At 64.8% G+C, this 18670-nt stretch carries 18 protein-coding genes; 7 read left to right on the top strand and 11 right to left on the bottom strand.

What is annotated here, in order from left to right:
• Window positions 1-31: 31 nt before the first annotated feature.
• The 5 genes from A9995_RS04105 (at window position 32) to A9995_RS04085 (ending at window position 7231) form a co-directional block, all read left to right on the top strand.
• Entirely contained in the window at window positions 32-1381 is a 1350-nt protein-coding gene (locus A9995_RS04105; RefSeq protein ID WP_067609641.1) for a phosphotransferase, read from the top strand.
• The gene (locus tag A9995_RS04100; protein WP_067610296.1) at window positions 1381-2667 is read left to right on the top strand and encodes an acyl-CoA dehydrogenase family protein; all 1287 of its coding nucleotides are present in this window, start codon (window positions 1381-1383) and stop codon (window positions 2665-2667) included. The genes A9995_RS04105 and A9995_RS04100 overlap by 1 nt, the downstream gene beginning before the upstream one ends.
• 119 nt (window positions 2668-2786) lie before the next feature.
• Window positions 2787-3797 carry a L,D-transpeptidase gene (locus tag A9995_RS04095; RefSeq protein WP_067609639.1) on the top strand — a complete coding sequence of 337 codons (1011 nt, stop codon included), beginning with the start codon at window positions 2787-2789 and terminating at the stop codon, window positions 3795-3797.
• A gap of 96 nt (window positions 3798-3893) precedes the next feature.
• A complete protein-coding gene (locus tag A9995_RS04090; RefSeq protein ID WP_067609636.1) occupies window positions 3894-6164 on the top strand; it encodes a DUF305 domain-containing protein in 2271 nt (756 codons plus the stop codon).
• A 26-nt stretch (window positions 6165-6190) separates the two neighbouring features.
• Window positions 6191-7231, top strand: a complete 1041-nt coding sequence (locus tag A9995_RS04085) for an endonuclease/exonuclease/phosphatase family protein (protein ID WP_168157326.1) — start codon at window positions 6191-6193, stop codon at window positions 7229-7231.
• 281 nt (window positions 7232-7512) lie between these two features.
• Here the strand turns inward: A9995_RS04085 and A9995_RS04080 are convergent, their stop codons facing one another.
• From A9995_RS04080 to A9995_RS04060, 5 genes are all read right to left on the bottom strand, one after another.
• The gene (locus tag A9995_RS04080) at window positions 7513-8475 is read right to left on the bottom strand and encodes a copper resistance protein B (RefSeq protein WP_067609632.1); all 963 of its coding nucleotides are present in this window, start codon (window positions 8473-8475) and stop codon (window positions 7513-7515) included.
• A complete protein-coding gene (locus A9995_RS04075) occupies window positions 8472-10289 on the bottom strand; it encodes a copper resistance system multicopper oxidase (protein WP_067609630.1) in 1818 nt (605 codons plus the stop codon). The genes A9995_RS04080 and A9995_RS04075 overlap by 4 nt, the downstream gene beginning before the upstream one ends.
• Window positions 10290-10479: 190 nt before the next feature.
• Complete coding sequence (groL, locus tag A9995_RS04070) at window positions 10480-12126, bottom strand: chaperonin GroEL (RefSeq protein ID WP_067609628.1); 1647 nt, start codon at window positions 12124-12126, stop codon at window positions 10480-10482.
• 53 nt (window positions 12127-12179) lie between these two features.
• Entirely contained in the window at window positions 12180-12467 is a 288-nt protein-coding gene (gene groES, locus A9995_RS04065) for a co-chaperone GroES (protein WP_067609626.1), read from the bottom strand.
• A gap of 151 nt (window positions 12468-12618) precedes the next feature.
• Window positions 12619-14034 carry an MATE family efflux transporter gene (locus tag A9995_RS04060; RefSeq protein WP_067609624.1) on the bottom strand — a complete coding sequence of 472 codons (1416 nt, stop codon included), beginning with the start codon at window positions 14032-14034 and terminating at the stop codon, window positions 12619-12621.
• A 147-nt stretch (window positions 14035-14181) separates the two neighbouring features.
• Between A9995_RS04060 and A9995_RS04055 the strand changes: the two genes are divergently transcribed.
• Window positions 14182-14724: an acyloxyacyl hydrolase gene (locus tag A9995_RS04055; protein WP_067609622.1), complete on the top strand. Its 543-nt coding sequence runs from the start codon at window positions 14182-14184 to the stop codon at window positions 14722-14724.
• A 305-nt stretch (window positions 14725-15029) separates the two neighbouring features.
• Window positions 15030-15518: a hypothetical protein gene (locus A9995_RS16510; protein WP_168157320.1), complete on the top strand. Its 489-nt coding sequence runs from the start codon at window positions 15030-15032 to the stop codon at window positions 15516-15518.
• A 197-nt stretch (window positions 15519-15715) separates the two neighbouring features.
• Here A9995_RS16510 and rplL read toward each other — a convergent pair whose 3' ends face one another.
• The 6 genes from rplL to A9995_RS16965 form a co-directional block, all read right to left on the bottom strand.
• Window positions 15716-16090, bottom strand: coding sequence for a 50S ribosomal protein L7/L12 (gene rplL, locus A9995_RS04045; protein ID WP_067609618.1), 375 nt, complete (start codon window positions 16088-16090; stop codon window positions 15716-15718).
• An 83-nt stretch (window positions 16091-16173) separates the two neighbouring features.
• Window positions 16174-16689, bottom strand: coding sequence for a 50S ribosomal protein L10 (gene rplJ, locus A9995_RS04040; RefSeq protein ID WP_067609616.1), 516 nt, complete (start codon window positions 16687-16689; stop codon window positions 16174-16176).
• Between the two features lie 325 nt (window positions 16690-17014).
• Window positions 17015-17257, bottom strand: coding sequence for a hypothetical protein (locus A9995_RS04035; protein WP_067609614.1), 243 nt, complete (start codon window positions 17255-17257; stop codon window positions 17015-17017).
• A 65-nt stretch (window positions 17258-17322) separates the two neighbouring features.
• Window positions 17323-17532, bottom strand: coding sequence for a helix-turn-helix transcriptional regulator (locus A9995_RS04030; RefSeq protein WP_067609612.1), 210 nt, complete (start codon window positions 17530-17532; stop codon window positions 17323-17325).
• Entirely contained in the window at window positions 17532-18083 is a 552-nt protein-coding gene (locus tag A9995_RS04025) for a DUF2975 domain-containing protein (RefSeq protein ID WP_067609610.1), read from the bottom strand. The genes A9995_RS04030 and A9995_RS04025 overlap by 1 nt, the downstream gene beginning before the upstream one ends.
• A gap of 42 nt (window positions 18084-18125) precedes the next feature.
• Window positions 18126-18272, bottom strand: a complete 147-nt coding sequence (locus A9995_RS16965) for a hypothetical protein (RefSeq protein WP_168157325.1) — start codon at window positions 18270-18272, stop codon at window positions 18126-18128.
• Window positions 18273-18670 lie beyond the last annotated feature (398 nt).

The following is an 18670-nucleotide window of genomic DNA, read 5'->3' as shown; positions in this document are numbered from 1 at the left end:
CGAAAGCCGGAGCGGTGCGAGAGTGCAGGCAATGGGAGAGACATCGGATAATGGGGAACTGCGCGCCGGCCTGGCGCGCGTGCTGGCGCGCATCGGCATGCCGCCGCCTGAAAGGCTGACCCGGCTGACCGGCGGTGCCACGATGGAAAGCTGGCGGTTCGAGTCGGGCGACAGCTGCTATGTGCTGCGCCGCGCGCCCAGCCTGGCTTTCATGGCCGACCGGCCGTTCGGCCACGACACCGAGGCGGCAATCATCCGCGCAGCCCATGGGGCAGGGGTGACCGCGCCCGAGGTGGTGGTGGAACTGCAACCGGACGACGCGATCGGCAGCGGCTTCGTGATGCGCGCGCTGCCGGGCACTCCCGATCCGGCTGCGATCCTCGCCATGGATCGCCCAGGCGAGCTGCTGGCACAATGCGCGCGCGATCTTGCGCGGATCCACTCGCTCGATGCCGCCGCACTGCCCGCGGGCATTCCCGAGATGGATTACGCCGAAGCGCTCGAGGGCCTGCGTGTCCAGTTCGAGGAGGCAGGCGGCGACCGGCCGATCATTGCGCTGGGGCTCAAATGGCTTGGCGATCACCTGCCCGAACGGGTCGAGCCGGTGTTGGCGCATGGCGATTACCGGCTGGGAAATATCCTTTCTGAGGACGGCGCGCTGACCGGCGTGCTCGACTGGGAGCTGGCGCATTGGGGCGACCGCCACGAGGATCTGGCCTTTGCCTGCATGACCGTCTGGCGTTTCGCCCGGATCGACCGCCCGGCGCTGGGGCTGGGTTCGCTCGATGAATGGTTCGCCGCCTATGAAGACGAGAGCGGGATGGCGGTCGATCGCGACCGGTTCCGCTACTGGCTGGTCTATCGCACGGTGTGGTGGGCGCTGGGCTGCCTGCGGATGGCCCGCGTTTGGCGCGAAGGCCACGACCGCATGCTCGAACGCGTGGTCATCTCGCGCCGGACCAGCGAGCAGGAACTCGACCTGCTGCTGCTGCTCGAGGACGATGCGCCTGAGGGCGAACGCGAGCGAGCGCTGCCCGCCGCCGCTGCGCCAGCGACCGGCGAGGGCGAGGCCTCCGCCGGAGAGATCGCCACCGCGATCGCCGAATGGCTGGCGACGGTGAAGCACCGCATGGAGGGCCACGACCGCTTCCAGCTGGCGGTGGCGCGCAACGCGCTCGGCATGATCGCGCGCGCGGAGGCTGCGGGCGTCGCGAGCGGCGATCGCCAACTGGCGCAGGCGCTGCTGGCGGGGAAACGCGACCTCGCCGAACCCGGCCTGCTGGCGCAGCTGCGAAGCCACGCGCTTGCCAAGCTTGCTGCCGATATTCCCAAATACCCCGCTCTCGCATCGGCGAAGGCGCAATGGACTGGAGCGCCTTGATGGACTTCGCGATACCGCAGGAACTGGAAGACTATTATTCCGAGCTCGAGCGTTTCATCGAGGCCGAGATCGAGCCGCTGGTGGCGCAAGGCGACAACATCCGCTTCTTCGACCACCGCCGCGAGGATGCGCGCACCGATTGGGAGCGGCAGGGCCTGCCCAACCGCGAATGGGAGCAATTGCTGGTCGAGGCCGCGACCCGTGCCGACGAGGCGGGACACTGGCGTTTTTCGGCGCCCAAGACATACGGCGGCAAGGACGGCTCCAATTTGTGGATGGCGGTGATCCGCGACCGCTTCGCCCAGCGCGGGCTGGGGCTGCACAATGATCTCCAGAACGAGCATTCGATCGTCGGCAATTTCCCCTTCGTCGCGATGTTCGAGACCTTCGGCACCGAGGCGCAGAAGGAGGAATTCATCCGCGGCGGTTTCGCGCGCGAGCGGCGGGTCGCCTTCGGGCTGACCGAACCCGAGCATGGCTCCGACGCTACCCATATGGACACCGTCGCGGTGCGCGAGGAGCGCGGCGGGCAGCCCGGCTGGCGGATCGACGGCGCCAAGATGTGGATCACCGGGATGCATCACGCGACCCATGTCGCGGTGTTCGCGCGGACTTCGGGCGGGGCGGGCGATGCGAAGGGCATCAGCTGTTTCCTCGTCCCCAACCCCGCCGAAGGGCTGGAAATCGACGAATATATCTGGACGTTCAATATGCCCACCGACCACGCGCGGTTCTTCCTCAAGGGGGTCTGGGTGCCCGACGAGGCGATCCTCGGCGAGGAAGGGCGCGGGCTTGCGCTGGCGCAGAGCTTCGTCCACCAGAACCGCATCCGCCAAGCGGCATCCAGCCTCGGCGCAGCGCAGTACTGCATCGAGGAGAGCGTGCGCTACGCCCGCGAACGCAAGCCCTTCGGCGAGGAACTTGCGCGCAATCAGGCGATCCAGTTCCCGCTGGTCGAGCTTGCCACCCAGTGCGAGATGCTCCGGCTGCTGATCTACAAGACCGCCTGGGATATGGACCGCCTGCCGCACGCCGAGATCGAGAGCACTCTCTCGGACAAGGTCTCAATGTGCAATTACTGGGCCAACCGGCTGGTATGCGAGGCCGCCGACCGTGCCATGCAAGTCCATGGCGGGATCGGCTACAGCCGCGAGAAACCCTTCGAGCACATCTATCGCCACCATCGCCGCTACCGCATCACCGAGGGTGCGGAGGAGATCCAGATGCGCAAGGTGGGTGCGTATCTGTTCGGCTATCTGGGACCGCGCAAGGGGATGTTCGCATAGGTCAGTTTTGGAACGGCAGCGCGTGGCAGGGGTTTCAATCGGGTAGCCGACCGGCGCGATGATCCGTTGGGGATACTCGCGGGACGATGTTCGGCCCTGCCAGTCCTCTCGGGAATTCCATGCTCTCTATCATCAGGCCCGCTCTGCTCGCTTGCAGCGTTTCGCTGCTGACCCTCACCGCGCCCGCCGCCGCGCAGGATCGGCCCGCCTCCTCGCAGGACCAGGAGGAATCATCCACGGGCGCGAGTTTCGAGGCAGGGGTGCCCGATGCTGCCTTCACCGGCGAGCGCAGCAGGAGGATGATGACCGCGCAGATTCTGCTCGACCGCGCGGGTCATTCGCCCGGCGTGATCGATGGCTATGGCGGCGGCAACACGTCGCGCGCGCTGCGCTCTTTCGAAAAAGCCGAAGGTCTCGATACCGATGGCGAACTCGACGACGAACTGCTCTCCGCGCTGCGCGAACAGGTCGGTTCGGACCCGCTGGTCAGGCGCTACACGGTGACGCAGGAGGATGTTTCCGGCAGCTTCCGTTCGGTACCGTCGGACATGGCGGCGATGGCGGACCGCGACAGCATCGGCTATTCCAGCGCCTCCGAATTGCTCGCCGAGAAATTCCATATGAGCGAAGGCTTGCTCGCCGCGCTCAATCCCGACGCGGATTTTGGCTCCGCGGGTAGCGAAATTCTTGTCGTTCAGGCCGGGTCGGCGCAGATCAAAGGCACCGTCGCGCGGATCGCAATCGACAAATCCGCCAGCGAAGTGCGCGCCTATGATGCCAGCGACACGCTGCTGGCGACTTTTCCCGCAACTGTGGGCAGCTCGGAATTTCCCTCGCCCTCGGGCACGATGGAGGTGAATGCCATCGCGATGGAGGCGAACTACACCTTCGCCCCCGGCAGTCAGGATTGGGGTGGCGACGAAGCTCTGGTCATTCCCCCCGGGCCCAACAACCCGATCGGCGGGGTGTGGATCGATCTGGGCAAGGACGGCTACGGCATTCACGGCACCAGCGACCCATCCTCGATCGCCAAGAACGCCAGCCATGGCTGTGTTCGGCTGACCAATTGGGATGCCCGCGCGCTCGCCCGCGCGGTGGAGAGCGGATCGACCAAGGTCGCTTTCAACTAGACCGGCGGCGCCGCTCCGCCCCGAATTGACTTGACCCCTGCGCCCGATTGAGGACGATGGCGGGGACTGGATTTCGGGATTTTCGGAGAGAAACGCATGACATCGACCCTCGCTCGCGCCATCGGCGCCACGCTGCTGCTCGGCACCTCGAGCGCCGCCTTGACGCAGGGGGCTTTCGCGCAGGAGGCGCAGATCGTGCTGCCCGGCGCGCCTGGGGAGCAGAGCCGGGTGATCGGCGCGGACGAGGCGCTGCAGCTTTCCGACACCAGCTATGCGCCGGGCGATGTCCGCTTCATGCAGGACATGATGGTTCACCACGCGCAGGCGGTCGAAATGGCTGCGCTGGTCGCCGACCGCACCAACAATGCCGATATCGTCGCCATCGCGGGGCGCATCGACGCCAGCCAGGCGGACGAGATCGAGTTCATGCGCGACTGGCTTACGACCCGTGGCCAAGCTGAAATGGCTGCCATGGCGATGACCATGGGCGACCACGCCGAACACGGCATGGCGCCGGGCGCCGACATGCATGCCGGCCATTCGATGATGAAGGGCATGGCGACGCGCGTGCAGTTGGAAGCGCTTGCGGCTGCCAACGGGACCGAATTCGACCGGCAGTTCCTGCAATTGATGATCGCCCACCACATGGGCGCGATCGACATGGTCGAGCAGCTCCACCGCCAGCCGGGCACTGCCTACGATCCGGTGATGTTCGAATTCTCCAACGATGTCGTCAGCGACCAGAAGACAGAGATCGAGCGGATGAACGAAGTCGCGGCGGGCCTGTCGACCGATCCGCGTGCGACGCTCGCGGCGGGGTTCCGCGATGCGGGCGAGGCGATCAGCAATTTGCGGCTGGTGCGCGCGATGCCCAAGCCCGCCGGATTCTTCGATCCGCAGAACCCGGCGCAGCTCCAGCCCGCGATCGTCGAGGATGAAGACGACGTCGACGAGGACGAAGAGGCCAGGGCGGACCCGCGCGACGGGGACGATGAAGAAGAACCCCGCTTCGGTCAGCGCGGCTCGCTGCTCTCCTTCGCCAACACCGACATGGCCTTCTCGGGCGATCTGCTGGTGGCGGGCAATTACCACGGCTTCAACGCCTATCGCCTTGGCGAGGACGGCGTGCCGCAGCTCGTCAGTTCGACCGTCTGCCCCGGCGGTCAGGGCGACGTTTCGATCGTCGGCGACCTGCTGGTGATGAGCGTGCAGGACAGCCGCGCGCGGATCGATTGCGGGTTGCAGGGCGTGGCCGACCGGGTCAGCGAGGAACGGTTCCGCGGTATCCGCATCTTCGACATCTCCGACGCAGCGCGGCCGCGTCAGGTGGGCCAGGTCCAGACCTGCCGTGGCAGCCACACCCATTCGATCGTCTCGGCCGATGCGGATCGCATCGTCCTCTACAATTCGGGCACCTCCTATGTCCGCGAGCAGGACGAGCTGGCGGGCTGCATCGATACGCCGGGCGACAACCGCACCGCGCTGTTCAGCATCGATGTGATCGAGATCCCGGTCGCCAATCCTTCCGCCTCGCGCGTGGTCGATCGCCCGCGCATCTTTGCCGCCGACGGCCAGATTTCGGGCCTGTGGCGCGGCGGCGACCATGGCGACGGGACGCAGGACACCCGCGAAACCGACCAGTGTCACGACATCACCGTCTTCCCCGCGATGCAGATCGCGGCGGGCGCCTGTTCGGGCAATGGCATCATCCTCGACATTTCCGACCCGCTCAAGCCGGTCCGGCTCGACGATGTCGTCGATACCGGCTTCGCCTACTGGCACTCGGCCACCTTCAACAACGACGGCACCAAGGTGCTGTTCACCGATGAATGGGGCGGCGGTGGGCGACCGCGCTGCCAAGCGGGCGACCCGATGAATTGGGGTGCCAATGCGATCTACGAGATCGATAACGGCAAGCTGGAATTCCGCAGCCTCTACAAGCTGCCCGCGCCGCAGAGCGACATGGAAAACTGCGTTGCGCACAATGGCTCGATCATCCCGGTCCCGGGGCGCGATATCTTCGTCCAGGCCTGGTATCAGGGCGGCATCAGCGTGATCGATTTCACCGATGCAGCCAACCCGTTCGAGATCGCCTATTTCGATCGCGGCCCGGTCGATGCGGACCAGCTGGTCACCGGCGGCTACTGGTCGGCCTATTGGTACCAGGGCCGGATCTACGCCACCGAGATCAGCCGCGGGCTCGACATCTTCGCGCTCGAGCCGAGCGAGTTCCTCACCCCTGCGGAAATCGCGGCTGCCGAGGCTGCGCAATATGAAGGCAATCTCTTCAACCCGCAGACGCAGACGCAGGTGACCTGGCCCGCCGAAGTGGTCGAAGCCGCCGTGGCCAGCCGTCAGGGCGGATGATGCGCGGAAAAAGAAACGGCCGCGCCTTGAGATCCCTCTCCTGGGCCGGGCGGATTCTGCTCGCTCTCGCAGCGTTGCTGTTGCTGGCCACGCTGGTTTCGCTCATCGGAACCAATCGCGGCGTCGTCCGCATGCTCGATTTCGTGCGCGAGCCGACTATCTATTTGGCGGCGCTGCTCGCGGTGCTGGCGCTGTTTTTGGCAAGACCGCGGCGGTTGCTGGTGATCGGCATGCTGGTGGTAACGATAGCAGTCAATCTGTGGCGTATCTGGCCCTACACCTTCCTCGCCGGCTCGAGCGTGCCGCTCCCCGATGATGTCGACGGGATGAGTTGCGCGCGCGTGCTTTCGCTCAATGTCCTGCAGAGCAACGACCGCTACGAAGAGACCGCGGCGCTGATCGAGCGGACCGACCCCGACATCCTGCTGCTGATGGAAACCAATCAGGCCTGGCTCGATGCGCTGGAGCCGCAACTGGCGCGCTATGGCTACCGGCTCGATCGCCCGCTCGACAACAGATATGGCATGGCCTTTGCCACCCGTCTGCGCGTGGACCGGGCGGCAATGGTGGACACGGTCGAGGCCGACACGCCGACGCTCTATGCTACATTGCGGACGGACGACGGGGCGCGGTTCGAACTGATCGGACTGCATCCCCGGCCACCCCTGCCGGGTCGGTCGACCGCCGAGCGCGACGCCAATATTGCCCGCGCCGGGGCGCAGACCCCTGATGGACTGGGCAACGTCCTCGCTATCGGCGATTTCAACGATGTGCCCTGGTCGAGCACGACGCGGCGGTTTGTCCGCGAGGGTGGCTATCTCGATCCGCGCGCCGGTCGCGGCAGCTTCGCCAGTTTCCCGGCGGACAAACTCGCGCTGGGCTGGCCACTCGACCAGATTTTCATCAGGGACGGGGTAAAGGTGGCAAGCCTCGAGATTGGCGAAAGCGTCGGCTCGGACCACCGCCCGCTGCTTGCGCGGGTCTGCGTCGATCCGATGGCCACAGATGGCGATCTTCCCGATAAGGTCAGCGTCGTCCCGAGACCGGCGCAAACCGAGGCACCGTGAACCGATGAGGGGTTACGCTCGCCTTGGCCCCGTTAATCGCCCCCTGTGCACAATCGGCATTGCCGGGTTGACGCTAGCGATTGAAATTACAATCTATTCCGATGACCAGACAAGAAATTCAGATGTCGAAAGAAGTTAAGCGCCGAAGCGCGGAAAAGCGTCGGCGCCGCAGATCTGCATCGATCCGGTTCGCAATCATTCTCATTGCGCTGGCCGTCCTGGTCACCTGGATATTGCTTTTTCCTCGTTGATCGTAGGCCGTAAGCGGCGATGTGGCAGCGTCAGAACCAGGCGCGCAGGCCGATCAGTAGTGCGAGCCCGTCGGGATCCTCGCCCGCGGCCCGCGCGAGGTCTGCGGTTTGGCCCAGCTTTGCTTCGTATCCCACCCCGACATAGGGCGCCAATTCGCGCCTGATTTCGTAGCGCAGGCGCAGCCCGGCCTCGAGCTTGGTAAGCCCGGCGCCGATGCCGCGTTCGGGGATGTCCTGCGCCGCCAGTTCGAATTCGGCGCGCGGCTGGAGGATCAGCCGCTGGGTCAGCTTCCAGTCGTGCTCGCCTTCGATCCGCGCGGTGAAATCGCCGCGGTCCGACACGAACACCGCGCCGTCGACATGCCACATATAGGGAGCCAGCCCCTGCACCCCGAGGACGAGGTGACTGCGCAGCTCGGGCTCGATATCGAGCCGCAGGCCGCCCTGCAGGTCGAAATAGGGACCGATCGCATGGCTCCACAGCGCCTGCACTTCGGCGTCGCCAAGCGGGCCACCGAACGCGCCTTCGCCTTCGGATTTCACCACCAGCCGGTCGATATCGCCGCCATACCAGCCCTGCAGGTCCCACAGATAGGCGTCATGACCCTCGGCGACGCGCGCCTCGAGCCGCTCGATGAGCACCATCCCGGTTTTCATCTCGCCATGGGTCGCGTGGTTCTGCGCGCGGGCCTCGGCCATCGCCCGCTCGCCAAAGATGGCGTCGGCGGCGTGGCGCGGTCCTTCGAAGGCCGCCGGAGGCGGAGGAGCCGATGGGGCCGGTTCCATGGCGTGCGCCGAATGGTCCATCGCGGGTTGCGCTGGTGCCGGGTCGGCGGGCGCCGTGGTGGGAGGCGCCTGGTGCTGCGAATGGTCGGTCGGTTCGGCCTGCGCTGGGGGGGTCTCGTGGCCGGAATGATCCGAGTGGTCCTGTGCCGCCAGCGGCTGACCACACAGGGCCAGACCCAGAGCGAGGGATGCCGCGCGCCGGATCATGCTCCGGTCTCCCGGTCGGGGAAGGGGCGCACGGTCACGGTTTGCATCATCCCGGCATGCATGTGGTAGAGCAGATGGCAGTGGAAGGCCCAGTCGCCCGGCTCGTTGGCGGTTAGGTCGAAGGTGGCGGTGCTGCCCGGCTGGACGATCACCGTATGCTTGAGCGGCTGATTCATCATCCCTGCGCCGTTGACCAGTTCGAAGAAATGGCCGTGCAGATGGATCGGATGGGCCATCATCGTGTCGTTGACCAGCTTCACCCGCACCCGCTCGTCGAAGGCGAAGCGGATCGGATCGTCGGTCACCGCGGAGAACTTCTTGCCGTCGAAGGACCACATATAGCGTTCCATATTACCGGTGAGATGGATCTCCATCTGCCGTTCGGGCATGCGGTGCGGATTGGCGGTCTTGGCCGCGAGATCGGTGTAGCGCAGCACGCGGTGGCCGACATTGTCGAGCCCGAGGCCGGGGAAATCCATCCGGTCGACCGGCATTGGGCTGACCATGTCGATACCGGGGCCGGTCTTCACATCGGGTGGCAATTTCGAGAGGTCGCGCATGGAATGATCCATCGCGCCGCCAGCTCCTGCATCGGCACCAGTACCGCCCATATCGTGCCCCATGGCGGCATGGTCGACGCCGTCATGGTTCATCGCGCCGTGGTCCATCGTGCCCCCTTCCTCAGGCCCGCCTGCCATCGAATGGCCCATGCCCATGTCGGCCATCGTCAGCGTGGGGGTCTCGCGCAGCGGCGGCGGGGTGGCGCGGTGGCCGGGGTGCGAGGTCAGGCTGGCGACGCCCATGCCCGAGCGATCCATCGCCTCGGCGACCAGTGCGTGGCTGCCGGCGCCGGGCGTCACGATCACGTCGTAGGTTTCGGCGGTGCCGATCTGAAACTCGTCCACCTCGACCTCGGTGACCTCCTGCCCGTCGGCCGCGATCACGGTCATCGGCACGCCGGGGATACGGACGTTGAAGAATGACATCGCCGAACCATTGATGATCCGCAGCCGGATCCGCTCGCCCGGGGTGAACAGATATTCCAGAGCGTCCGCCGGGCCGTGGCCGTTGATCAGATAGGTGTAGGTCGCGCCGGTCACATCGGCGATATCGCGCGGGTTCATCCGCATCTCGGCCCACATCCGCCGTTCTTCGCCCGACATCTCGCCTTCGGTGGCGGTCAGCATCTGGCGGTTGAAATAATGCTCGCCCACCTTGAGCTTGCGCGCGATTTCATGCGGATGCAGCGGCGAGAATTCGCTCAGCAACACCACATAGTCGCGGTCGTAGCGCGGATCGGGCTCGGCGCTCTCGATCACGATCGGGCCGTAGTGACCGGCCTGTTCCTGCAGTCCCGAATGGCTGTGCCACCAATAGGTGCCATTCTGGCGGATCGGGAATTCATAGGTGAAGGTCTCGCCCGGCTTGATGCCGGGAAAGCTCACGCCGGGTACGCCGTCGAACTGGAACGGCAGCAGCAATCCGTGCCAGTGGATCGAACTGTCTTCCGCAAGCGTGTTGGTGACGTTGAGCCGGACGTTCTGGCCCTCGCGCAACCGGATCAGCGGGCCGGGGACGGTGCCGTTGACCGCGATCGCGTGGCCGCTGCGACCGCCGGTGATGAAGTGATGTTCGGCGATCGACAGGTCGATGACCTCGCCCGACAATTCCCCGAAGCCGTTGCGCGCATGGGTGAGCGAGGAGCCGCGCGCCCAGGCGGGCATCATCAGTCCCGCGCCTGCCAGCAGGCCGGCGGATCCGAGCAGCGAGCGGCGGGTGAACTGCGGCGATATCAGTGAGGTGGAAAGGTCCATGGCTGTGCGATCTAGATACCCATAAGGGGTATTGCAAGGAGCCAGCAACACGGCGTGGTTTCGACCGCGCCGGACCAGCCGGGCGCCGACGCAAGGACAAGCGCAAGAAAAAGGCCCGGCAGGATCGCTCCCGCCGGGCCTCTTTTTGACTTTGCATTCCCGCCGGGGCGGGAGCGCAGGCGGGGCTGGCCTAGAAGCCCATGCCGCCGCCCATGCCGCCCATGTCGGGCATGCCGCCGCCGCCGGAAGACTTGTCTTCGGGCTTTTCGGCGATGGCCGCTTCGGTGGTGATCAGCAGGCCGGCCACCGAGGCGGCGTCCTGCAGCGCGATGCGAACGACCTTGGTCGGGTCGATCACGCCGGCCTTGACCAGGTTCTCGTAGGTGTCGGTCTGTGCGTTGAAGCCCATCGACTGGTCGTTGCCGTCGTTGAGCTTGCCCGCGACCACCGCACCGTCGTGACCGGCGTTCTCGGCGATCTGACGGATCGGCGCCTGCAGCGCACGGCGGACGATGTCGATACCGCGGGTCTGGTCTTCGTTCTCGCCTTCGAGACCGTCGAGCGACTTGGCGGCATAGAGCAACGCGGTACCGCCGCCCGGGACGATGCCTTCCTCGACCGCGGCGCGGGTCGCGTGGAGCGCGTCGTCGACACGGTCCTTGCGTTCCTTGACCTCGACCTCGGTGGCACCGCCGACCTTGATCACGGCAACACCGCCAGCAAGCTTGGCAAGACGCTCCTGGAGCTTCTCCTTGTCGTAATCGCTCGAGGTGTTGTCGATCTGGGTGCGGATCTCGTTGACGCGGGCCTTGATGTCGGCCTCGTCACCGGCGCCGTCGACGATGGTGGTGTTGTCCTTGTCGATGGTGACGCGCTTGGCTTCGCCGAGCATGCCCAGCGTGACGTTCTCGAGCTTGATGCCGAGGTCCTCGGAGATCATCTCGCCCTTGGTCAGGATCGCGATGTCCTGCAGCATCGCCTTGCGACGATCGCCGAACCCGGGAGCCTTGACCGCAGCGACCTTGAGACCGCCGCGCAGCTTGTTGACCACCAGCGTGGCCAGAGCCTCGCCTTCGATGTCTTCCGCGATGATCAGCAGCGGACGACCCGACTGGACCGCCGCTTCGAGGATCGGCAGCATCGCCTGGAGATTGGCGAGCTTCTTCTCGAAGATCAGGATGTAGGGGTTGTCGAGCTCGACCGACATCTTCTCGGGGTTGGTGATGAAGTAGGGGCTGAGATAGCCGCGGTCGAACTGCATGCCTTCGACGGTCTCGAGCTCGAATTCGAGGCCCTTGCTCTCGTCGACGGTGATCACGCCTTCCTTGCCGACCTTCTCCATCGCCTCGGCGATCTTCTCGCCGACTTCGCGGTCGCCATTGGCCGAGATGATCCCGACCTGGGCGATTTCGGCGGAACCCGAGACGTCCTTGGAACGGCTCTTGAGATCCGCGACGACCTTGGTCACGGCGAGATCGATGCCGCGCTTGAGATCCATCGGGTTCATGCCGGCCGAAACCGACTTCATGCCCTCGGTCACGATCGACTGCGCGAGCACGGTGGCGGTGGTGGTGCCGTCACCGGCGGCGTCATTCGCCTTCGATGCGACTTCCTTGATCATCTGCGCGCCCATGTTCTCGAACCGGTCGGACAGTTCGATTTCCTTGGCGACGGTGACGCCGTCCTTGGTGATGCGCGGCGAGCCGAAGCTCTTCTCGATCACGACGTTGCGGCCCTTGGGGCCCAGCGTGACCTTGACGGCGTTGGCGAGGATATCGACACCCCGGAGGATGCCTTCGCGTGCGTCACGCGAGAATTTCACGTCCTTGGCAGCCATTGTGTTTTCTCCTGGAATTCTGGTTTGTCTTGGGAAGCGGTGCGATCAGAGGATCAGGAAATGATCCCCATGATGTCGCTTTCCTTCATGATCAGCAGGTCTTCGCCATCGAGCTTGACCTCGGTGCCGGACCATTTGCCGAACAGGATGCGGTCGCCGGTCTTGACGTCGGGCTTGATGCGATCGCCGTCCTCGTTGTAGGCGCCTTCACCGACGGCGATGATCTCGCCTTCGCTGGGCTTTTCCTTGGCGCTGTCGGGGATGATGATACCGCCTGCGGTCTTCTCATCGGCTTCGATGCGACGGACCAGTACGCGGTCGTGCAGCGGACGAAATGCCATATTTGTGACCTTCCTTTAAGAGGGTTGAATTGCAAGTTGGCACTCACGGTGTCGGAGTGCCAGCGAGCCGCATATGTGTATGCGCCCGTGCTTAGTCAACGGGGGTTCAGGTAAAAATCTTCGGCCCGAACGGACTTTTTCCGGGGGCCGTTCAGGCCTCGCGCAAGGGTCGATCCGTCAGCCCCAGAGCATCGCGGCGGTGCCAGCGCCAGGTCAGCAGCAGCGCGGCGCAGGTCAGCCCGATCGCGAGCCCGATCCACACCCCGACACCCTCTAGGGGGGTGGCGAAGCCGAGCACCATCGCGGTCCCGAAACCGGGCACCCAATAAGAGAAGGCGGCAATCCACATCGGCATCCGCGTGTCCTGCAAGCCGCGCAGCGCGCCCGCCGCCACCGCCTGCATCCCGTCGAACAGCTGGAAACCCGCGGCGATGACGATGTATTGCAGGGCCAGCCCGACCAGCGCCGCATTGGCCGGGTCCCAGGGGTCGAGATAGATCGCGATCAGCGGCTTGGGCGCCAGCACCATCGCCAGCGCGGTCAGCGCCATGAAGCCGGTGCCGATCACGATCGCGCACCAGCCCGCGCGCTGCATCCCCACCGTGTCCCGCGCGCCGTAGAAATAGCCCACGCGGATGGTCGCCGCCTGACCGATCCCGAAGGGCACCTGGAAGGCGAGCGCGGCGATCTGGAGCGCTATCGTGTGCGCGGCGAGCTGGCTGGCGCCGATATTGCCCATCAGGAACGCCGCCGCGCCAAAAATTCCGGCCTCGGCGGTGATGGTCAGCGCGATCGGGGTGCCGATCTTGGTGATGGTCCAGGCGCGCGCCCAGTCGGGCGCCCACCAGCGCCCGAAGACGTGATAACGGTGCAAGCGCCGGTCCATCCGGATCGCCAGCGCATAGGCGCCGAAGGTGAACAACGAGGTGAGGATGGTGGCGATCGCCGCGCCGCGCAGGCCCAGCTCGGGCGCGCCCAGATTGCCGAAGATGAAGGCGTAATTGGCCAGCGCGTTGATCCCGATCCCCAGCGCGGTGATTGCGGTGGCGAACACCGGCCGCCCCAGCGCCGAGACGAAATTGCGCAGCACATTGTTGAACAGCATCGGGATCATCGAGAAGATGATCACGACGTTGTACTGGTTCGCGAGGCCGATGATGTTCTCGTCCTGCCCGGTGACGCGCATCAGCGGGCCGAGTAGCAGGCAGATCCCCATCCCCAGCAGCCCGCTGATGACCGAGATCCACAGCCCCATCCGGGTGGCGCGGCGCACCGTGCGCAGCGCGGGCGCGCGTTCGCCCAGCTCGGCGGCGATCACCGGGGCGACCGCGCCGGTCAGCCCCGAGAGCGCCCACAGCACCATGCCGAACAGCGCCACCGCCAGCGCTGAGGCGGCGAGCTGCGCCTCGCCCAGCCGCGCGATGAAGATCACGTCGACCGCATAGGTCAGCATCTGCAACAGGTTCGCCGCCGCCAGCGGCCAGCTCAGCCGCAGCGTGGCGCGAATTTCGCCGTGCCAGCCTTCGCGTGCCGTGGGCAGGGGCGTGGAGTTTGAAGTGTTCTGCATGGTTAGCCGTGTGCTGCCCGGTCAGAACAGCCGCACCGGTTAAGCGCGGCGGCGCAGCGGCGCAATCCGCAGGGCGGGCTCGCTTCAGCTTCGGGCAAGATGCGATGCAGCAGGGGCACACATCAACAGTCCGGAGATACCCTACCGATGCGCCTTTCGCTTGCCGCCATCGCCCTGCTTTGCGGCGCCGGTCTCGCCGCCCCCGCCCAGGCGGGCGAGCTGTTCGGCGGGGTCTATGCTCATGCCGTCGACACACCCTTCACCTTCGACACCGGAGAGGGAGGGGTGGACGTTCAGATCGGTGTGCGGAGCGAGCCGATCGAGGCGCTGCGGGCGATCGGCCGACCCGCCGCGCATCTGTTCGGCTCGCTCAACAGCGAGCAGGGCGGGACCGATTTCGTCGCCGCTGGCCTGTCGTGGAAGGTGGCTGTCGGCCCGCTATATATCCGTCCCGGGGTGGGTCTGGCGCTGCACAACGCCCCCGAGCTACGCGTCGATCCGGCAACGCGCATCCGCACCGACCTCGGCAGCCGGGTGCTGTTCGAACCCGAGATCGCGGTGGGGGTGCAAGTGTCCGAGCGCATCTCGCTCGAGGCAAGCTGGGTCCACATCAGCAACGCCCGCCTGTTCAACCGCGAGCAGAACCCGGGGATCGACATGTTCGGTGTGCGGGCTGGCGTGAAGTTCTGAGAAGTGTTCGCGATCGAGTGGCGGCTGCCTTTCACGCGCATTGATCGCCCCCAAGTCCGAACGAGAGACTGGCATTCCAACACTGGCATTCCAACAGTGTGAGCTGACGCGCGGTTGCAATAGTCGGTTGGTCGCCGCGCTCTTTTGCGGCCGCCTGGAAGATTAACCTTTCGATCCTGAATATGAACCTGAGACTACACGCCCGTTGTAGTGGTGTCTTTATTGGATGACCGGGTTTTCCATAGGAAACCGAACTGCCTTTGATCGGTTGAATGACCAGCGCCACATGGCGTAGGAGAGCAACGATGAAGATTTTTATTCTAGCAGCGAGCGCGGCGACTTTGGCGGTCAGTATGCCTGTCGCAGCGGAGAGCCAAGGAAAGGGTTCTTCGGCCAATGCCCAGCAGTCACAGAGGGCCAACGCTCAAGGCAACTCCCAACGCGACACGAGACCCCCCACTCGAGTGCGCACAGATGTTCGCACGGACCGGCGCGATGGCGTGAGGACAGACCGCCGGGTTCAAAGCGGCCCGAGCGCACGCAATTGTCCCCCGGGCCTGGCCAAGAAATCTCCGGCCTGCATTCCGCCGGGACAGGCCAAGCTCTTGTTCAACCAAGGTCAGCGGCTGCCCGTCGGTTATAACGACTTTAGTCGGTATAATCAGATTCCGGAACGCTATCGCTCGCGGGTGCCGTATACTCAGGATGCCCGCTACATCTATCGCGACGACCGCGTCTATATGGTCGATCCAACTACGCGACTGGTGACACGGATCATCGATTTAATCCGCTAGTCTCACCGTCCAAATAGGCGCTCCTCGGTTCGAACCGGGGGGCGTTTTTTTGGGAATGGCGCAGTTTTATCGTGCCTGCTGATGTCGGTAAATGGGTCGATTGCGGCCATGCGCAGCACACAAGGAAAGGGCGGCACCTTGCGGCACCGCCCTCCCGATCACGGATGCTTCAAGACATCCGCAAAAGCTTGAAAAGCTTACTTGAGCTCGACGGTACCGCCGGCAGCTTCGATCTTGCCCTTGATCTCGTCGGCTTCCGCCTTGTTGACGCCTTCCTTGACCGGCTTGGGAGCGCCTTCGACGAGCGCCTTGGCTTCGCCCAGGCCCAGACCGGTGATGGCGCGGACTTCCTTGATGACCTGGATCTTCTTGCCACCGTCGCCGGTGAGGATCACGTCGAATTCGGTCTGCTCTTCGGCAGCGGCGGCTTCGCCACCGGCGGCGGGACCGGCCACAGCAACGGCTGCGGCAGCGGAAACGCCCCACTCTTCTTCAAGTGCCTTGGCAAGCTCGGCGGCTTCCATGACGGTCAGTTTGCTCAGTTCTTCAACCAGCTTGGCGATATCGGCCATGATGTTTCACTCCAATTATATGGCGGGGCCGCGGACTATTCCGGATCGGCCCCATTTGAATTCGTGCAATCGCGTCGAACCGCTTATGCCGCTTCTTTGGCGCCGTAGACGCCGAAGACGCGGGCAAGCTTGGATGCGGGTTCGTTGACGACCCGGGCGATTTTGGTCGCCGGGGCATTGACGAGACCCACGATCGTGCCACGCAGCTGATCGAGGCTCGGCATCGAGGCGAGTGCCTTGATCCCGGCTTCGTCCAGCACAGTCGCGCCCATGGAACCACCGACGATTTCCAGCCTGTCGTTGGTCTTGGCGAAATCCACCGCAACCTTGGCAGCCGTCACCGGGTCGGTCGAATAGGCGAGGGCGGTTGGGCCCACGAGATATTCGTCGATACCGGTGTAATCGGTGTCTTTCAGGGCGAGCCTGGCGAGGCGGTTCTTCGCAACCTTGTAGGACGCACCGGCTTCACGCATCTTCGTCCGCAATGCGGTGGATTGCTCCACCGAAAGCCCGAGGTTGCGGGTGACTACCACCACGCCCGCCTCGTTGAAGACCTCGTTGAGCTGGGCGACCGAATCGGCTTTCTGCGAACGATCCATGCCTTACTCCTTCACTATGGCCGCGCGCCGCACAGGCGACACCGCGACCGGCTCACGTTTCCCCATGCCGAACATCGACACGGGGGCAGTCCGTTGATGGGGAAGGAGGGCATGTGAAACATACCGGAACGCCGCCGATGGCGGCGCGAAAATCTCGTTTCCCCGCCTAGGCTGGAAATTAAGAAGGCCGAACTGCCTTCACCAACTGTCTCGGACGGACGATCGACGCGCAAAAAGGCCCGCCGATCAGTGGCGGGCCTCTAGGGGATCGCGGGGGTTTGTCAACCGGGATCGCGGTCGACGCGCCCGGCCTCACGCCCTTCGATCACTGCGTTTCGACGGGTTCCATGGTCATGGGATCGATTTCGACGTCATCGGCCATCGGTTCTTCGGCCATCATGGTGTCATCGGTTTCGAGAGTCGGATCGCTGGTTCCGACATCCATCGGCTCGACCACTTCGGCTTCCATCGAAGTGGTGTCGGTCCCGTCGATTTCCTCGCTGCTGTCGCAGGCAGCGAGCGTCAGGGCGAAGGGCAGGGTGGCGGCGGCTAAAATGGTCTTTTTCATGGTGAAACCTCCTTAAGGTCTGACCACAGAATGGCCACAATTTGCGATGGTTCCTGAAAGCGGACCTATAGCTGCTCCTCGTAGCCCAGCAGGTCGCCCGGCTGGCATTGCAGCTCGCGGCAGATCGCCTCGAGCGTGGAGAAGCGGATCGCGCGCGCCTTGCCGGTCTTGAGGATCGACAGATTGGCAAGCGTGAGCCCGACCCGCTCGGCCAGCTCGGTCAGCGTCATCCGGCGCTCGTGAAGCAGGTCGTCGAGTTTCACCCGGATCGCCATCAGACTGTCCCCTCGAGATCGTCGCGCATCGCTGCGCCCTGGCGGAACACCCGCGCGAGAATGAACAGGGTGAGGATCAGGAACAGGCTTTCGACGCCGAAGTCGCCCTGGATGACCACATCCTCGCCCGCAGCGACTGCATAGGGCGTCAGCCAGGCCCCGATCAGGCTCACGGGAATGCCTGCCAGCCAGATCGCCAGCGCGAGCCAGCCCATCCGCGCCAGCCGCTCGGCATTGGCCGGGCGGAAGGGGTCGCCCTCCTCCACCGAGACCACGATGCGCCGCAACTCCATCAGGAAGCGCAACCCGAGGAACAGCATGCCCTCGACCAGCAGCAGCAGCGCGATGACCACCCAATAGGCGTATTGCGGCGCTCCGGCGGCGGCGATCTCGGCAAGCAGGGTCGGGCGGCCCACGCTGAGCACCGCGCCGATCCCGATGCCGACCATCGCCATCGCGAAGATCAAAATACCGATTAGGAGGGCGAGAAGCACCTTGGCGGCAGCGAGCAACAGGTCGCGTTTGAAGGGTGGGGGCGTGGCGGTGGACATGGTGTGGCTCCTAGGGTGACGCCTGCAAGACGAGGCGTTGGTTCAGGCGAGTGCGGGTATGGCAAGCGCCGACTCATCGGTCTGCACAGGCGAGTGGGCGGGCGGGATCACGACCGCTGCGGTCATCATGGTGCCGACCATCAGCAGCGCGGCGAGCCCGGCCAGGGCGTTTTCGAATTGGTGTTGCATTCTCGAAGTCCTTGGGTTGCTGTTATCGCTATTCGATAAGCGCCAGATATGGCGGCGGTGGTTTATTGTCAATCAATAATATCGTAAAACAATATGCGCGGTATCGAAAAGCGGCGAAGGTGCGTGTCAGATGCGTCAGCCGACCCGTGAGGCCGCCACTCAATCCCGCGGTTGACCCCGTCACTCTCCGGTCCTATATCACCCCCCGACCGCCCGCTTCGAGCAGGGCCGATTCATGCGCGGGGATCGGCCACGGGATTGGAAGCGGCGTTTCCATATCGCGACGTTCAGTCATGAGCTGCAGCAGCACCGCAACCGGTGCGCCTTCGCTGCGGCCTTTCGGCGTCGCTATGGTGCTCAACGCCCACGAGACATGAAATCAGTCGGCGCGCATCCTG

This window comes from Erythrobacter sp. QSSC1-22B, assembly GCF_001678665.1.
GTDB lineage: Bacteria > Pseudomonadota > Alphaproteobacteria > Sphingomonadales > Sphingomonadaceae > Qipengyuania.
This window is presented reverse-complemented; position numbering and strand designations above follow the sequence as displayed.

Bases quoted from the DNA above. Each gene is read 5' to 3' on its own strand.
- rplL (WP_067609618.1), bottom strand. From the start codon at position 16,090: ATGGCCGATATCGCCAAGCTGGTTGAAGAACTGAGCAAACTGACCGTC.
- A9995_RS04105 (WP_067609641.1), top strand. From the start codon at position 32: ATGGGAGAGACATCGGATAATGGGGAACTGCGCGCCGGCCTGGCGCGC.
- A9995_RS04095 (WP_067609639.1), top strand. From the start codon at position 2,787: ATGCTCTCTATCATCAGGCCCGCTCTGCTCGCTTGCAGCGTTTCGCTG.
- A9995_RS04035 (WP_067609614.1), bottom strand. From the start codon at position 17,257: ATGAAAAAGACCATTTTAGCCGCCGCCACCCTGCCCTTCGCCCTGACG.
- A9995_RS04075 (WP_067609630.1), bottom strand. From the start codon at position 10,289: ATGGACCTTTCCACCTCACTGATATCGCCGCAGTTCACCCGCCGCTCG.
- A9995_RS04090 (WP_067609636.1), top strand. From the start codon at position 3,894: ATGACATCGACCCTCGCTCGCGCCATCGGCGCCACGCTGCTGCTCGGC.
- groL (WP_067609628.1), bottom strand. From the start codon at position 12,126: ATGGCTGCCAAGGACGTGAAATTCTCGCGTGACGCACGCGAAGGCATC.
- A9995_RS16510 (WP_168157320.1), top strand. From the start codon at position 15,030: ATGAAGATTTTTATTCTAGCAGCGAGCGCGGCGACTTTGGCGGTCAGT.
- A9995_RS04100 (WP_067610296.1), top strand. From the start codon at position 1,381: ATGGACTTCGCGATACCGCAGGAACTGGAAGACTATTATTCCGAGCTC.
- rplJ (WP_067609616.1), bottom strand. From the start codon at position 16,689: ATGGATCGTTCGCAGAAAGCCGATTCGGTCGCCCAGCTCAACGAGGTC.
- A9995_RS16965 (WP_168157325.1), bottom strand. From the start codon at position 18,272: ATGCAACACCAATTCGAAAACGCCCTGGCCGGGCTCGCCGCGCTGCTG.
- A9995_RS04055 (WP_067609622.1), top strand. From the start codon at position 14,182: ATGCGCCTTTCGCTTGCCGCCATCGCCCTGCTTTGCGGCGCCGGTCTC.
- A9995_RS04080 (WP_067609632.1), bottom strand. From the start codon at position 8,475: ATGATCCGGCGCGCGGCATCCCTCGCTCTGGGTCTGGCCCTGTGTGGT.
- groES (WP_067609626.1), bottom strand. From the start codon at position 12,467: ATGGCATTTCGTCCGCTGCACGACCGCGTACTGGTCCGTCGCATCGAA.
- A9995_RS04060 (WP_067609624.1), bottom strand. From the start codon at position 14,034: ATGCAGAACACTTCAAACTCCACGCCCCTGCCCACGGCACGCGAAGGC.
- A9995_RS04025 (WP_067609610.1), bottom strand. From the start codon at position 18,083: ATGTCCACCGCCACGCCCCCACCCTTCAAACGCGACCTGTTGCTCGCT.
- A9995_RS04030 (WP_067609612.1), bottom strand. From the start codon at position 17,532: ATGGCGATCCGGGTGAAACTCGACGACCTGCTTCACGAGCGCCGGATG.